This is a genomic window from Curtobacterium sp. MCLR17_058 (genome assembly GCF_003234705.2).
Taxonomy (GTDB): domain Bacteria; phylum Actinomycetota; class Actinomycetes; order Actinomycetales; family Microbacteriaceae; genus Curtobacterium; species Curtobacterium flaccumfaciens.
The window spans coordinates 2667252-2681177 of the sequence record NZ_CP126262.1 but is presented as its reverse complement, the minus strand read 5'-3'; the positions used below and the strand labels follow the sequence as shown (position 1 = coordinate 2681177).

Below are 13926 nucleotides of genomic sequence, written 5' to 3'. Positions count from 1 at the left end.
GAGGTCTGCTATCCTCGTGTGGTGCCGTTCGCGGCACATCGCCCCGATAGCTCAGTGGTAGAGCACCTCCATGGTAAGGAGGGGGTCGTCAGTTCAATCCTGACTCGGGGCTCCGACCCGGTGCGCGTGCCGCTCCGGATCTCTGGCGGGGTAGCTCAGTTGGTTAGAGCACACGACTCATAATCGTGGGGTCGCGGGTTCAAGTCCCGCCCTCGCTACACGCAAGGCCCTCTCGTCCAGGATCCCCTGGGTCAGGGGGCCTTCTCTGTTGCCGGCCCCACTTCGATTGCTGGGGCCCACCCACCGCGCGTTCAGTCCGCCGCCGGCACGTCGGCCGCGACGTTCTCCTGCGCGGCGAACTGGGTGCGGTGCAGCTCCTCGTACCGGCCACCCGCGGCCAGCAGTTCGTCGTGCGTGCCCCGCTCCACGATCGAGCCGTCCTCGACGACCAGGATCACGTCCGCGCTGCGGATCGTGGAGAGCCGGTGCGCGATCACCATCGCCGTCCGTCCCTCGAGCGCCTCGCCGAGTGCTGCCTGCACCGCTGCCTCGGACGTCGAGTCGAGCGCCGCCGTCGCCTCGTCGAGGATGACGACGCGCGGCTGGGCGAGCAGGAGCCGGGCGATCGTCATCCGCTGGCGCTCGCCCCCGGAGAGCCGGTAGCCGCGTTCACCCACCATGGTGTCCAGCTGGTCGGGGAGGGACCGGATCAGCGGCTCGAGTCGCGCACGGCGGACCGCGTCCCACACCTCGTCGTCGGACGCCTCGGGCCGGGCGAACCGCAGGTTGGAGCGGATGGTCTCGTGGAACAGGTGGCCGTCCTGCGTCACCATGCCGAGGGTGTGCCGCATCGAGGCGAACGTGACGTCGCGGACGTCCGTCCCGGCCAGACGCACGGCGCCGCTGTCGACGTCGTACAGGCGCGAGAGCAGCTGCGCGACCGTGGACTTGCCGGCCCCGGACGAGCCGACCAGGGCGACGGTCTGCCCCGGTTCGATCCGGAACGACAGGCCGTGCAGCACCTCCTCGCCGCCGCGGGTGTCGAGCGTCGCGACCTCCTCGAGCGAGGCGAGGGACACCTTGTCAGCGGACGGGTACGCGAACCGGACGTCGTCGAACTCGACGGAGACCGGGCCGTCGGGGATGGTGACCGCGTCGGGCTGCTCCTGGATGAGTGGTTCGAGGTCGAGCACCTCGAAGACGCGCTCGAAGCTGACCACGGCGCTCATGATCTCGACCCGGGCGTTCGCCAGGCTCGTCAGCGGTGCGTACAGCCGGGTGAGCAGGAGCGCCAGGGTGACGACCTCGCCGGTGTCCAGCCGGCCGGCGAGCGCGAGGAAGCCGCCGAGCCCGTAGACCAGCGCGAGGGCGAGCGCGGAGACGAGCATGAGCGCGGTGAAGAAGACGAACTGCAGCATCGCGGTCCGGACCCCGATGTCGCGCACCCGGGCAGCGCGGACGCGGAACTCCTCGGCCTCTTCGTCGGGCCGGCCGAACAGCTTGACGAGGGTGGCACCGGGTGCCGAGAAGCGCTCGGTCATCTGCGTGCTCATCGCGGAGTTGTGGTCGGCGGCCTCGCGACGCAGGGCGGCGAGACGGCTCCCCATCCGGCGCGCGGGGACCAGGAACACCGGGAGCATGACGACGGCGAGCACCGTCACGAGCCACGAGGTGCTGAGCATGACGATCAGGGTGAGGACCAGCGCCACCAGGTTCGTGACCACGCCGGACAGCGTGCCGCTGAAGGCCTGCTGGGCGCCGATCACGTCGTTGTTGAGGCGGCTCACGAGCGCACCGGTCCGGGTGCGGGTGAAGAACGCGATCGGCATCTTCTGCACGTGGTCGAAGACGGCGGTGCGGAGGTCCAGGATCACGCCCTCGCCGATGCGCGCCGAGTACCACCGCGTCGTCAGCGACACGGCGGCGTCGGCCACGGCCACCAGCGCGATGACCACGGCCAACCGGACGATCGTCGCGACCTCACCGCGGGCGACGATGACGTCGACCACCTGCCCGGCGAGGACCGGCGTCGCGACCGCGAGGAAGGCGCCGACGACGGACAGGCCGATGAAGACCAGCAGCTTCGCCCGGTACGGCACCGCGAACGTCAGGATCCGCCGGACGGACGCGCGGGAGAACCCGTGCTTGCCGCCCTGCGCGGACGAGATCTTGTACAGCGAGCTCCAGGCTGCGCTCTCCATGCTCATGGCGGTTCCTTTCCGGGGCCCCGGGCCCAACCTAGATGGCTGGCCGGGTCCCCGGTGACCGCGCCCGTGGCGGTGCGCCGCGCGGCCACCCGCCGGAGGCCGTCGGACCCGTCTACTGCGTGCGGTGGGAGCCGGTGTCCGTCCGCGTCGCGAGCACCCCGGCCGCACGGAACGCGTCCTCGACCGCGGCGGTGACCTGCTGCCAGGCGGCCCGTCGCCGGTTCGCCCCGATGCTGCCGCCCGACACGGCCGTGCCGTGCCCGGCCCGGCGCAGGGTGATCGTGGTGGTGGCACCGTCCACGACGGTCGACAGCTCGTACCGGCGGTACTCCCGGGCTGGCTGCACGAGCGCACCGAGCAGGATCGTGAGCGTCCGGCTGCCCGCCGTCGCGGTCATCGTGCCACCCGTCGACTCGACGTGGTGGCCCGTGCGGCGCAGCGCAGCGGCCGCGACCTCCATGGCTGTGCACCGGTCTCCCGTGTGCACGGCGAACTCCGTCGTGGTGTCCATCGGCCCTCCCCGTCCCGAACGAACCCGTGCCGCACGGCACGCCCCGATTCCCCCGAATCGGTCTCAGACAGTCTAGCTGATGCGTTCTCATGGATCACAGGCCCCCGGACGGGCCTCGGTAGACTGCCGTGGTGTCAGTGAACCCCGAGCTCGTCGGCAGGACGTTCCCGCCGGCCCAGCCCTACCTGGTCGGCCGCGAGAAGGTGCGCGAGTTCTCGCGTGCGGTCTTCGCGACCAACCCCGTCCACCACGATCCGGACGCCGCACGTGCCGCCGGGTACGCCGACGTGGTCGCACCCCCGACGTTCGCCGTCGTCGTGCAGGAGGCCACGCTCGCGCAGCTCCTGAACGAGCCCGACGCCGGCATCGACTTCTCCCGCGTCGTCCACGGCGAGCAGTCCTTCACGTACGACCGGCCGATCGTCGCCGGTGACGAGCTCACCGCCACCCTGACGGTCACCAGCGTGAAGACCCTCGGCGGCAACGCGATGGTCACCGCCCAGAGCACCATGAACGACGCCGAGGGGGAGCGCGTCGTCACGGCGACCTCCACCCTCGTGGTCCGAGGAGACGACGCATGACCGCCGCACCCGCCACCGCGCTCGAGGTCGGCACCGTCGTCGCCGAGCGCGACGTGCACATCACGCGCGACTCGCTCGTCCGGTACGCCGGCGCCTCGGGCGACTTCAACCCGATCCACTACCGCGACGACGTCGCCGCCTCGGTCGGCCTGCCGGGTGTCCTCGCCCACGGCATGCTCACGATGGGCATCGCCGTGCAGCCTGTCGCCGAGTGGCTCGGCGACAGCGGCTGGGTCGCGGGCTACGGCGTCCGCTTCACGCGCCCCGTCGTCGTCGACCCGGAGCAGGGTGCCACCGTCGGCATCGTCGCGAAGGTCGGCACCGTCGACGAGGACGGCCGGCCGAAGCGCATCGACCTCATCGTGACCGCCGCCGGGCAGACCGTGCTCGGCAAGGCGCAGGTCACGGTGGTGTTCCGCTGACCGTGTCCGAGCCGGTGCTGGCCGACCTGACGACGCTCCGCGTCGGCGGAGCCGCCACCCGGCTGCTCACGGCCGAGACGACCGACGAGCTCGTCGCCCACGCGCTCGACGCCTTCGACGACCACGAGTGGCTCGTCCTCGGCGGCGGCAGCAACCTGCTGGTCGCCGACCAGGGCTTCGACGGCACCGTCGTGCTGGTCCGGACGACGGGCGTCGACGCCGACCGCGACGCCGACGGCGTCACCGTCCGCGTCGCCGCGGGGGAACCGTGGGACCCGTTCGTCGCCACGACCGTCGCGAACGGCTGGACCGGCCTGGAGGCCCTCAGCGGCATCCCGGGCACCGTCGGTGCGTCCCCGGTGCAGAACATCGGCGCCTACGGGGTCGAACTCGCCGACGTGCTCACCCGCGTCGAGTTCCTCGATGCGGCCACGGGGGAGCGCGCGTGGGTCCCGGCAGCCGAGCTGGCGCTCGGCTACCGCACGTCGACCCTCAAGCACGGTCGGCGCGGTGTCGTGCTGACGGTCGAGTTCCGACTCGGACTCGCGGGCGAGCACGGCGTGCCCGTGCGGTACGCGCAGCTCGCCGGTTCGCTCGGGGTCGAGCTCGGTGCGCTCGTGCCACCCACGACCGTCCGCGACGAGGTCCTGCGGCTGCGCGGCTCGAAGGGCATGGTGCTCGACGGGGACGACCACGACACCTGGAGCGCCGGGTCGTTCTTCACGAACCCGATCGTCTCGCCGGCGTTCGCCGAGACCCTGCCGGCGGATGCGCCCCGGTGGCCCGCGGGCGACGACGTCAAGCTCAGTGCCGCGTGGCTCATCGAGCACGCCGGCGTGCACCGCGGGTACGCGGTGCCGGGCTCCCGCGCGGCGATCTCGTCCAAGCACACCCTCGCGCTCACGAACCGCGGCGGGGCGACGGCCGCGCAGGTGGCCGAGCTCGCACGGTTCGTGCAGGTGACCGTCCTGAACCGCTTCGGTGTCTCGCTCGTCCCGGAACCCGTCGTGGTGGGGGACCTGCTCGGCTGATCGTCCGCGCGACGGGACGGACGAGCACGACGCACCACGGGCCTCCCGGCACGCAGAACGGGCCACCTCGACGAGGTGGCCCGTTCTGCGTTCCGCGGGGTGTGGTGGGCGCAGCGTCTACGCGAAGAACTTCGCCAGTCTGGCGACGCCCTCGGCGATGTCGTCGTCGCCCAGCGCGTACGACAGGCGCAGGTAGCCGGAGGGGCCGAAGGCCTCACCCGGCACGACCGCGACCTCGGCGTGCTCGAGGATCAGGTCTGCCAGCTCGAGCGTGGTCGTCGGGGTGGTGCCGGCCCACTCGCGACCGAGCAGTGCGGTGACGTCCGGGTAGACGTAGAAGGCGCCCTGCGGGGTCGGCGTGCGGAAGCCCGGGATCGCGTTGAGGCCGTCCACGATGGCCTTCCGCCGGCGGTCGAAGGCCTCGCGCATGGCGGCGACGGGCTCCTGCGGACCGGTGAGGGCAGCGATCGCGGCGCGCTGCGACACGTTCGAGACGTTCGACGACAGGTGCGACTGCAGGTTCGACGCGGCCTTGACGGCGTCGGTCGGGCCGATGAACCACCCGACGCGCCAGCCGGTCATCGCGTAGGTCTTCGCGACGCCGTTCACCAGGATCGTGGTGTCGGCGAGGGCGGGGACCTCCGCCAGGATGCCGGCGAACCGGACCCCGTCGTAGACCAGGTCCTGGTAGATCTCGTCGCTGATCACCCAGATGCCGTGCTCGAGCGCCCACTCGCCGATGGCCCGGGTCTGCTCTGCGGAGTACACGGCGCCCGTGGGGTTCGACGGCGAGCAGAACAGCAGCGCCTTGGTCGCCGGGGTGCGGGCGGCCTCGAGCTGCTCGACCGTCACCAGGTAGTCCTGGTCGCTGCCGGCGAAGACCTCGACGGGCTCGCCGCCGGCGAGCCGGATGGCCTCGGGGTAGGTGGTCCAGTACGGCGCGGGCAGCAGGACCTCGTCGCCGGCGTCGACGATGGTCTGGAACGCCTGGTAGACCGCCTGCTTGCCACCGTTCGTGACGATGACCTGCGACGGCTCGACGCTGACGCCGGACACCCGGGCGGTCTTGTCGGCGATGGCCTGCTTGAGTTCGGGCAGGCCGGTCGCGGGCGTGTAGCGGTGGTTCTTCGGGTCCTGCGCGGCAGCGACGGCCGCGTCGACCACGTGCTGCGGGGTCGCGAAGTCGGGCTCGCCGGCGGCGAACGAGATCACCGGACGGCCGGCGGCCTTGAGCGCCTTGGCCTTCGCGTCGACCTTGAGCGTCGCGGATTCGGCGATGGCCGCGATGCGGGACGCGATGCGCGGACGATCGGCCGGTGCGGTGGCGAGGGTGTCGACGGACACGTGGGCGGTGGACTCGGGGCCTGGGGCTGCGGTGCTCACGGGGCCCAGCCTACCGGCGCGGCACGCCGTGGAAGGGGCCAAGTGGACACCGTGTGACGGACTCCCGTAGACTCGTCCACCGGAACGCGGATCGGTGACGAACCGTGTCCGAAGGGCGGTGGCTCAATTGGTAGAGCAGCGGTCTCCAAAACCGCAGGTTGCAGGTTCGAGTCCTGTCCGCCCTGCAACTCTGGAAGGGTAGAAGTTGGCGAGCAAAGACATGGAGACGACGGCGGACGACGTCGTCGCCAAGGCGAAGCAGGACCGGGCCGAGCGCCGCGGGCCCATCGCTGCCATCGTGCTCTTCATCCGCCAGGTGATCGGCGAACTGCGCAAGGTCGTGACGCCGACCCGCAAGGAACTCTTCAGCTACACGGGCGTCGTGCTCGTGTTCGTCGTCGTCATGATGATCCTGGTGTCGATCCTCGACTTCGTGTTCGGTCTCGGCGTCGGGTACGTCTTCGGCAACGGGCCCACGGCCTGACCCCGACGTCGACTGCCGTGTGCGGTCGTTCCGAGGAGTACGGTCGCCCGAGACGGCGTCGATCGTGACGGCGTCGCTCGTGACCATGAACGAACGCCACCCCGACCCGAACCACCGAACGGAAAGAATCGACTGTGTCTGACAACTCCCGCGATGACATCGACCTCGCGACGGCTGCCGAGCAGTCCTCCGAGGTCGAGGAGAACCAGGAAGGCGACGTCGAGACCGGCGAAGGACGCTCCGTCGAGTCCGCTGAAGAGCGTGCGATCTCGATCGAGGGCGACGACGACGAGTCCCTCGGCCTCAGCTCCGAGCCCGACGACGGCACCGTCGACGCCGGCCTCGACGAAGCACTGACGGCCCTGCAGGAAGCCCGCGACCCCGAGGCCGACGCCGTCGTGGACGACGCCCTCGAGATCGACTCCACCGACGAGGCCGAGGCCGCCGTCGAGGCCGTCGAGGACGAGGAAGAAGTCGAGCTCGAGTCCGAGACCGCCGCAGAGGCGAACGAGACGCTCGCAGCGGACGAGGCACTCGACGCCGAGGAAGAGGACGACGAGCCCGCCGAGGTCGACCCGTACGAGGCCTTCAAGGCCGAGCTGCGGATGAAGCCGGGCAAGTGGTACGTCATCCACTCCTACGCGGGCTTCGAGCGCCGCGTGAAGTCGAACATCGAGAACCGCATGGTCTCGATGTCGATGGAGGACTACATCTACCAGGTCGAGGTCCCGATGGAGGACGTCGTCGAGATCAAGAACGGGCAGCGCAAGCTGGTCACCCGCGTCCGGATCCCCTCGTACGTACTCGTCCGCATGGACCTCAACGAGGACTCGTGGTCCGTCGTCCGGCACACCCCGGGCGTCACCGGCTTCGTCGGCAACGCGCACAACCCGACGCCGCTCCGTTTCGACGAGGCGTTCGGCATGCTCAAGTCCCTCGTGCAGGTCGCCGAGGCCGCCCCGACCAAGGGTGGCGCGAAGGGCAGCGGCCTGCAGGCGCAGCCCGCAGCCGAGGTCGACTTCGAGATCGGCGAGACGATCACCATCAAGGAAGGCTCGTTCGCGGGCCTGCCGGGTTCGATCTCGGAGATCAAGCCGGAGAGCGGCAAGCTCACCGTCCTCGTCTCGCTGTTCGAGCGCGAGACCCCGGTCGAGCTCAGCTTCGACCAGGTCACCAAGCTCTAGCGACCACCCAGCTGTAGCGATCACCGAGATCGACTACACTGAACGGGTTTGGGCCCGCGCGCCTCGTGCGAGCGGGCCTTCACCGCTGTCCGGAACGGCCGGACCAGCGGGAGAGTGCACGGATCCCCGTGTGTTCGATTCCAGGAGGAAGACAAGTCATGGCACCGAAGAAGAAGGTCACGGGCCTGATCAAGCTGCAGATCAACGCGGGAGCCGCCAACCCGGCCCCCCCGATCGGTCCGGCGCTCGGTCAGCACGGCGTCAACATCATGGAGTTCTGCAAGGCGTACAACGCGGCGACCGAGTCGCAGCGTGGCAACGTCGTGCCGGTCGAGATCACCGTCTACGAGGACCGTTCGTTCACGTTCGTCCTGAAGACCCCGCCGGCCGCTGAGCTCATCAAGAAGGCTGCTGGTGTGCAGAAGGGGTCCTCGACCCCGCACACGGTCAAGGTCGCGAAGATCTCGATGGACCAGGTCCGTCAGATCGCCGAGACCAAGCAGGCCGACCTGAACGCCAACGACATCGAGCAGGCCGCGAAGATCATCGCCGGCACCGCACGCTCGATGGGCATCACGGTCGAGGCCTAAGCACCGATCGGGCTCCGGCCCACCACCAGACACCTTTCCGTGGGAGAGCCTCGCCGGCTCGCCAACCACGTATCTCGCAAGGAGACCACCATGGCGAAGAAGTCCAAGGCCTACCAGGCCGCGGCCGCGAAGATCGAGGCCGACAAGTTCTACACCCCGACCGAGGCCGTCGCCCTGGCCAAGGAGACCGGTTCCTCGAAGACCGACTCCACGGTCGAGGTTGCGCTGAAGCTCGGCGTGGACCCCCGCAAGGCCGACCAGATGGTCCGCGGCACGGTCATCCTGCCGCACGGCACGGGCAAGACCGCCCGCGTCATCGTCTTCGCGACGGGTGCGGCTGCTGAGGCTGCCATCGCCGCCGGTGCCGACGAGGTCGGTGGCGACGAGCTCATCGCGAAGGTCGCCGAGGGGTACACCTCGTTCGACTCCGCCGTCTCGACCCCGGAGCTCATGGGCAAGGTCGGTCGTCTCGGTAAGGTGCTCGGCCCGCGTGGCCTCATGCCGAACCCGAAGACCGGCACCGTGACCCCGAACGTGGCGCAGGCCGTCAACGACATCAAGGGCGGCAAGATCGAGTTCCGCGTCGACAAGCACGCCAACGTGCACTTCGTCGTCGGCAAGGCCTCGTTCACGCCGGAGCAGCTCGACGAGAACATCTCGACCGCGCTCGAGGAGATCAACCGCCTCAAGCCGTCGTCCTCGAAGGGCCGTTACGTCATGAAGGGCGCCGTCTCGACGACCTTCGGCCCAGGCATCCCGCTGGACGTCAACAGCATCTGAGTCCACTGACTCGTGGAAGGACCCGCACCGGCAACGGTGCGGGTCCTTTCCGCATGTGGGGCGCGTGTCCCGATAGCGTGGAGCCGTGCGCACCCTCGTGAACTCGCTCCGACTGATCGCCGTCATCGCCATCGTCGTCGCGGTCGTGGCGCAGTGGCTCGAGAGCTCGCAGACCCCGACCTACTCGTTCTGGAACTTCTTCGGCTACTTCACCATCCAGTCGAACCTGATCATCGCCGTGGCCCTCGCGGTGACGCTCGTCGCCGCGGCCCGTCGCAAGCGGGCGGACCTCGCCGTCTCGGTGCTCCGTGGCGCCGCGACGGTGTACATCGCGACGACGGGCATCGTCTACAACACGCTGCTCACGGGCGCGAACGTGTCGGCCTCGGTGCCGTGGTCGAACGACATCGTGCACAAGATCATCCCCGTGTACGCGGTGCTCGACTGGCTGCTGTTCTCGGACCGCGCACGGCTGCTGCTCCGCCACGTGTGGTGGTTCCTGCTCTACCCGGCGGTCTGGACCACCGTGGTGCTCGTCCGCGGCGCGACCGACGGGTGGGTGCCGTACCCGTTCCTCGATCCGGCGCAGGGCTACGGCGTCGTCGCGATCTACGTGGTCGGGATCGCGGTCTCGATCACGCTGCTCGGCATCCTCGTCGTCGGGATGAGCAGGCTGCGGCTGGTGAAGGTCTAGGAGCGGAAGCCGCGGAGCTTGTCGAGCACCAGGTCGGCGAGCTGCACGAGCCCGCGGATCTGGTCGTCGTCGCGGTCGACCCAGCGGCACTCGGGTTCGTCGGCGACCGGCACGAACCCGTCGTGGCGTTCCCAGACGAACAGGGTGCGGTCGGCGCCGAGCACGTACTGCTGCCACCAGATCTGCCGCAGGTAGTGCCGGGGGATGCTCCGCCACGCCTTGCCGGTGGTCTTGATCTCGGCGAGCACCACGCGGGACGACTCGTCGACCCCGACGCCGTCCGGGGTGGCGAGGTGCGCGCGGTTCGCAGCGGCGTGGAACAGGTGCGCCGAGGGCTGGATGCCGTGGGTGGCGGCCACCCAGGCGGCGATGACCGGTTCGCGGTCCTTGCCGTGCTCGGTGAACGCGTTGCCGGAGAACCGGGAGCCGTAGCGCTTCTCGGTGACGACGGCCTCGACGGCGCGCAGTGAGGCGAGCCGGGCGACGTCGGTGGCGGTGATGCCCATGGCGCGGGCACGGAGCCAGGCGACGCGGTCCGAGGAGTGCGCGACGATGCGCTCGGTGTGGCCACGCAGGGCGGTGAACGCATCACGCGCAGCCGGGACCGGCGTACCGGGGCCGGGATGCGCCTCCAGGCCGGGGTCCAGGTCGCCCCACAGGGTGGGCTGCACGATCGTCACCCGACGATTGTCCCCCCGACCACCGGCAAGACCGAAACCGACGCGCTCACGCGACCGCGGGTGTGCGTCAGGAGACGAGTTCGCGGCCCTCGGCGAAGGCGACCAGCTCGTCGACCCCGGCGGGGGAGAGGGCGTAGCCGATGGCGAGGGCCGCGGCGCCCTGCAGCGCGGCGAGGGACCCGGCGCGGGACTGCACGATGACGAGGTGCTCACTCGCCAGGGGCATCGAGCGGGAGTAGACGACCTCGCGGACGCCGGCGAGCAGGTGCTCACCGGCCTGCGTGATCGATCCGCCGAGTGCGATGACGGACGGGTTGATGAGCGAGATGCAGGTCGCCAGGACCTCGCCGATGTCCCGACCGGCCTGTCGCACGGCGTAGATCGCGTCGAGGTCGGACCGGTTCACCAGATCGATCACGTCCGCACCCGTGTGCACGTCGTGCCCCTTCGCACGGAGGGCGCGGGCGATCGCCGGACCGGAGGCCACGGCCTCCAGGCAGCCGGTGTTGCCGCAGTGGCATGGGACGTCGCCGGCGCGGGAGACCCGCACGTGGCCGATGTCCCCCGCGGTGCCCTGGGCGCCGCGCTGCAGCCGGCCCTCGGAGACGATGCCGGACCCGATGCCGGTGGCGACCTTCACGAACAGCAGGTGGTCGACGTCCGGCCAGCCGTGCTCCCGCTCGCCGAGGGCCGCGATGTTGACGTCGTTGTCGAGCAGGACGTGGGCGGCGATGTGCTGGCGGAGCCACGAGGGCACGTCGAAGCCGTCCCAACCGGGCATGATCGGCGGGTTGGCCGGGCGGCCCGTGGAGAACTCGACCGGCCCGGGGACGCCGATCCCGATCGCGATGACGTCCTGTCGGCTGCGACCGACCTCGGCGAGCAGGTCGTCGATCGTCTCGACGAGCCAGGACAGCGTCGGCACCGGACCGGCGGCGATGTCGATCCGGGCCTCGCGGGTGGCGAGTGGTGCCGCGACCAGGTCGGTGACGGCGACGCGACCGTGCGAGGCGCCGAGGTCGGCGGCGATCACGAGCCGGGCGCGGGGCTTCAGCGCCACCTGTGCTGGCGGACGGCCGCCGGTGGAGACGGCGGTGTCCACGGCGCCGACCAGCCCGATGTCGATCAGGGAGTCGAGGCGCACGCCGATGGTGGAGCGTGCGAGTCCTGTCAGTGCGGCGAGCTCGGCCCTGGTGCGCGGCACGCCGTCGCGGAGGATCTGGAAGAGCTCGCTCGTCCCGACCGGAGGCGACGCTGCCGTCCGGTTCAAGTCGACCATGTGGGGAGTGAAGCACACATCGTTCGCGCCACGCAATGAAGTCCGTCGACATTCCTCGGACTTCTGCTTGACCGCCGACAAAAGTGCTCGTAGTGTGACGATCGGTCAGTGACGACCGCACCATCTCGACGAGGAGAACCCCTGGTGACCCAACCGCTCTCGGTCCAGCTCTACACGGTCCGCGATGCCCTCAGTGCCGATCTGCCCGGCACCCTGCAGCGCATCGCCGACATCGGCTACACGAACGTCGAGGCCTTCGGCTTCGTCGACAACGCCGACGAACTCGCCGCCGCCCTCCGTGACGCCGGCCTCGCCGCCCCGAGCGGCCACGCCCGTCTGCTGGACGCCGGCGAGCAGGACCTCGAGCGCATCTTCCACGCCTCCACCACCCTCGGCTTCGGGACCCTCATCGACCCGCACATCGACGAGTCCCGCTGGACCACTCGCGAGGACGTCGAGGCGATCGCCCGCGAACTCAGCGCCCTCGCCCCACGTGCCGCCGACCACGGCTTGGTGCTCGCCTACCACAACCACGCGTTCGAGTTCTCGAACCGCATCGAGGGCGTCAGCGCCTACGAGGTCTTCGCCGACGCCCTGTCCGACGACGTCGTGCTCGAGCTCGACACCTACTGGGTGCAGGTCGGCGGGGACGACCCGGTCGCGGTCATCGGCAAGTACGGCGACAAGGTCCAGTTCCTGCACGTCAAGGACGGCGACGGCTCGCACGACGACAAGCAGCAGGTCGCCGTCGGCAACGGCATCATGCCGATCCGCGACATCATCGCCGCCGCGCCCGACGCACTGCACGTCGTCGAGCTCGACGACCACGAGGGTGACGTCTTCCAGGCCGTCGCCGACTCCTACACGTTCCTCGAGGGGGCCCGCGCATGACCGACACCACGACCGCCGCTGCGACGGCGACCGACAGCACCACCCGCACCGGCCCGGTCGGCGTCGGTGTCATCGGCGCCGGGGTCATCTCGGACCAGTACCTGTCGAACCTCACCGTCTTCCCCGACGTGACCGTCCGCTTCATCGCCGACATCGACCTGCCGCGCGCCGCCGCCCAGGCCGAGAAGTGGGGCGTCCCCGGATCGGGTACCGTCGAGGAGCTCCTGGCCGACGACGACATCGAGATCGTCGTGAACCTGACGATCCCGGCCGCCCACGTCGAGGTCGCGCTGCAGGCCCTCGCCGCCGGCAAGCACGTCTGGGGCGAGAAGCCCTACGCCCTCGACCGTGCCAGCGCCGCCGAGCTCCGCGACGCCGCGGCCGCCGCGGGCAAGACCGTCAGCGTCGCTCCGGACACGTTCCTCGGCGCCGGCCTGCAGACCGCGCTCCGCACCATCCGCGACGGCCGCATCGGCACGCCCCTGAACGGCCTGACGCTCTTCCAGAGCCCCGGGCCCGAGTCGTGGCACCCGAGCCCCGAGTTCCTCTTCGCGTACGGTGCCGGTCCGCTGTTCGACATCGGCCCGTACTACATCACCACCCTCGTCCAGACGTTCGGACCGGTGAAGAAGGTCACGGCCACCGCGTCGAAGTCCCGCGCCACCCGCACCATCGGTTCCGGACCGAAGGCCGGCACCGAGTTCCCGGTGGACGTCCCGACGAACCACTCCGCGCTGATCGAGTTCGAGAACGGCGGGAGTGCGCAGAGCGTCTTCTCGTTCGAGTCCGACCGCGGCCGCACCGGCTTCGTCGAGATCGCGGGGGAGACCGGCACCGTCGTGTTCCCGGACCCGAACAACTTCGACGGCGACACCGAGCTGTACGCCCTCGGTTCCGAGGAGCCCGAGACGATCCCCGCGGTCGGCTCCACCTACTCGCGCGGCACCGGCGTGGTCGACCTGGCCCGCTCGCTGCGGGCCGGCGACGAGAACCGCGTCCCCGGTGCGCTCGCCTTCCACGTCCTCGACGTGATGGTCTCCATCGCCGAGGCGGCAGAACGTGGCGAGGCGGTGCTCGTCGAGAGCACCGTGTCGCCCTCCCCGACCCTCCCCGAGGGCTGGGACCCCGCGGAACGCACCCTGGCCTGACCGCCAGGGCGCTGCCCGCAACCCACAGCAGCACCCGACCAGCACCATCCCCTGCACCATC

General features: G+C 70.4%; 15 protein-coding genes and 3 tRNA genes. 13 read left to right on the top strand and 5 right to left on the bottom strand.

Translation table 11 applies throughout. The features are described from left to right. Positions 1-40: 40 nt before the first annotated feature. Positions 41-112, top strand: a tRNA-Thr gene (locus DEJ11_RS12600). Between the two features lie 32 nt (positions 113-144). Then, positions 145-218: transfer RNA gene (locus DEJ11_RS12595), tRNA-Met, on the top strand. A 93-nt stretch (positions 219-311) separates the two neighbouring features. Here the strand turns inward: DEJ11_RS12595 and DEJ11_RS12590 are convergent. After that, complete coding sequence (locus tag DEJ11_RS12590) at positions 312-2207, bottom strand: ABC transporter ATP-binding protein (protein ID WP_111038101.1); 1896 nt, start codon at positions 2205-2207, stop codon at positions 312-314. A gap of 112 nt (positions 2208-2319) precedes the next feature. Continuing rightward, positions 2320-2718 carry a hypothetical protein gene (locus DEJ11_RS12585; protein ID WP_071406316.1) on the bottom strand — a complete coding sequence of 133 codons (399 nt, stop codon included), beginning with the start codon at positions 2716-2718 and terminating at the stop codon, positions 2320-2322. Positions 2719-2849: 131 nt separating this feature from the next. On the opposite strand from DEJ11_RS12585, the gene DEJ11_RS12580 reads away from it, so the two are divergent. The 3 genes from DEJ11_RS12580 to DEJ11_RS12570 are packed head-to-tail and all read left to right on the top strand — an operon-like array spanning position 2850 to position 4752. After that, on the top strand, positions 2850-3299 hold the full coding sequence (locus DEJ11_RS12580; RefSeq protein WP_111103279.1) for an FAS1-like dehydratase domain-containing protein: 450 nt from the start codon (positions 2850-2852) through the stop codon (positions 3297-3299). After that, positions 3296-3721: a MaoC/PaaZ C-terminal domain-containing protein gene (locus DEJ11_RS12575; protein WP_111103213.1), complete on the top strand. Its 426-nt coding sequence runs from the start codon at positions 3296-3298 to the stop codon at positions 3719-3721. Before DEJ11_RS12580 ends, DEJ11_RS12575 begins: the two co-directional genes overlap by 4 nt. A gap of 2 nt (positions 3722-3723) precedes the next feature. After that, positions 3724-4752 carry a UDP-N-acetylmuramate dehydrogenase gene (locus DEJ11_RS12570; RefSeq protein WP_111092736.1) on the top strand — a complete coding sequence of 343 codons (1029 nt, stop codon included), beginning with the start codon at positions 3724-3726 and terminating at the stop codon, positions 4750-4752. 117 nt (positions 4753-4869) lie between these two features. Here DEJ11_RS12570 and DEJ11_RS12565 read toward each other — a convergent pair whose 3' ends face one another. Continuing rightward, on the bottom strand, positions 4870-6096 hold the full coding sequence (locus DEJ11_RS12565) for a pyridoxal phosphate-dependent aminotransferase (protein ID WP_111103214.1): 1227 nt from the start codon (positions 6094-6096) through the stop codon (positions 4870-4872). A 151-nt stretch (positions 6097-6247) separates the two neighbouring features. On the opposite strand from DEJ11_RS12565, the gene DEJ11_RS12560 reads away from it, so the two are divergent. From DEJ11_RS12560 to DEJ11_RS12535, 6 genes are all read left to right on the top strand, one after another. Then, a tRNA-Trp gene (locus DEJ11_RS12560) sits at positions 6248-6320 on the top strand. Between the two features lie 35 nt (positions 6321-6355). Beyond that, positions 6356-6619, top strand: coding sequence for a preprotein translocase subunit SecE (gene secE, locus DEJ11_RS12555; protein WP_371830607.1), 264 nt, complete (start codon positions 6356-6358; stop codon positions 6617-6619). Between the two features lie 134 nt (positions 6620-6753). After that, the gene (gene nusG, locus DEJ11_RS12550; protein ID WP_111103215.1) at positions 6754-7803 is read left to right on the top strand and encodes a transcription termination/antitermination protein NusG; all 1050 of its coding nucleotides are present in this window, start codon (positions 6754-6756) and stop codon (positions 7801-7803) included. Positions 7804-7961: 158 nt separating this feature from the next. Beyond that, the gene (gene rplK, locus DEJ11_RS12545) at positions 7962-8393 is read left to right on the top strand and encodes a 50S ribosomal protein L11 (RefSeq protein WP_017888638.1); all 432 of its coding nucleotides are present in this window, start codon (positions 7962-7964) and stop codon (positions 8391-8393) included. 90 nt (positions 8394-8483) lie between these two features. Continuing rightward, complete coding sequence (gene rplA / locus DEJ11_RS12540) at positions 8484-9173, top strand: 50S ribosomal protein L1 (protein ID WP_017888639.1); 690 nt, start codon at positions 8484-8486, stop codon at positions 9171-9173. 85 nt (positions 9174-9258) lie between these two features. Continuing rightward, positions 9259-9867 (top strand): Pr6Pr family membrane protein, encoded by a 609-nt coding sequence (locus DEJ11_RS12535; RefSeq protein ID WP_071406320.1) that lies wholly within the window; start codon positions 9259-9261, stop codon positions 9865-9867. Here DEJ11_RS12535 and DEJ11_RS12530 read toward each other — a convergent pair. Continuing rightward, positions 9864-10547 carry a YqaJ viral recombinase family protein gene (locus tag DEJ11_RS12530; protein ID WP_111103216.1) on the bottom strand — a complete coding sequence of 228 codons (684 nt, stop codon included), beginning with the start codon at positions 10545-10547 and terminating at the stop codon, positions 9864-9866. The two genes, DEJ11_RS12535 and DEJ11_RS12530, sit on opposite strands and share 4 nt — an antisense overlap. A gap of 67 nt (positions 10548-10614) precedes the next feature. Beyond that, a complete protein-coding gene (locus DEJ11_RS12525) occupies positions 10615-11826 on the bottom strand; it encodes an ROK family transcriptional regulator (protein WP_110863395.1) in 1212 nt (403 codons plus the stop codon). A 144-nt stretch (positions 11827-11970) separates the two neighbouring features. Between DEJ11_RS12525 and DEJ11_RS12520 the strand changes: the two genes are divergently transcribed. Beyond that, positions 11971-12717, top strand: coding sequence for a sugar phosphate isomerase/epimerase family protein (locus DEJ11_RS12520; protein ID WP_111103218.1), 747 nt, complete (start codon positions 11971-11973; stop codon positions 12715-12717). Further along, a complete protein-coding gene (locus DEJ11_RS12515) occupies positions 12714-13865 on the top strand; it encodes a Gfo/Idh/MocA family protein (protein WP_071406323.1) in 1152 nt (383 codons plus the stop codon). The genes DEJ11_RS12520 and DEJ11_RS12515 overlap by 4 nt, the downstream gene beginning before the upstream one ends. Positions 13866-13926 lie beyond the last annotated feature (61 nt).

Coding starts and splice junctions, on each gene's coding strand:
- DEJ11_RS12590 (WP_111038101.1), bottom strand. CDS start 2,207: ATGAGCATGGAGAGCGCAGCCTGGAGCTCGCTGTACAAGATCTCGTCC.
- DEJ11_RS12585 (WP_071406316.1), bottom strand. CDS start 2,718: ATGGACACCACGACGGAGTTCGCCGTGCACACGGGAGACCGGTGCACA.
- DEJ11_RS12575 (WP_111103213.1), top strand. CDS start 3,296: ATGACCGCCGCACCCGCCACCGCGCTCGAGGTCGGCACCGTCGTCGCC.
- secE (WP_371830607.1), top strand. CDS start 6,356: ATGGAGACGACGGCGGACGACGTCGTCGCCAAGGCGAAGCAGGACCGG.
- rplK (WP_017888638.1), top strand. CDS start 7,962: ATGGCACCGAAGAAGAAGGTCACGGGCCTGATCAAGCTGCAGATCAAC.
- rplA (WP_017888639.1), top strand. CDS start 8,484: ATGGCGAAGAAGTCCAAGGCCTACCAGGCCGCGGCCGCGAAGATCGAG.
- DEJ11_RS12525 (WP_110863395.1), bottom strand. CDS start 11,826: ATGGTCGACTTGAACCGGACGGCAGCGTCGCCTCCGGTCGGGACGAGC.
- DEJ11_RS12515 (WP_071406323.1), top strand. CDS start 12,714: ATGACCGACACCACGACCGCCGCTGCGACGGCGACCGACAGCACCACC.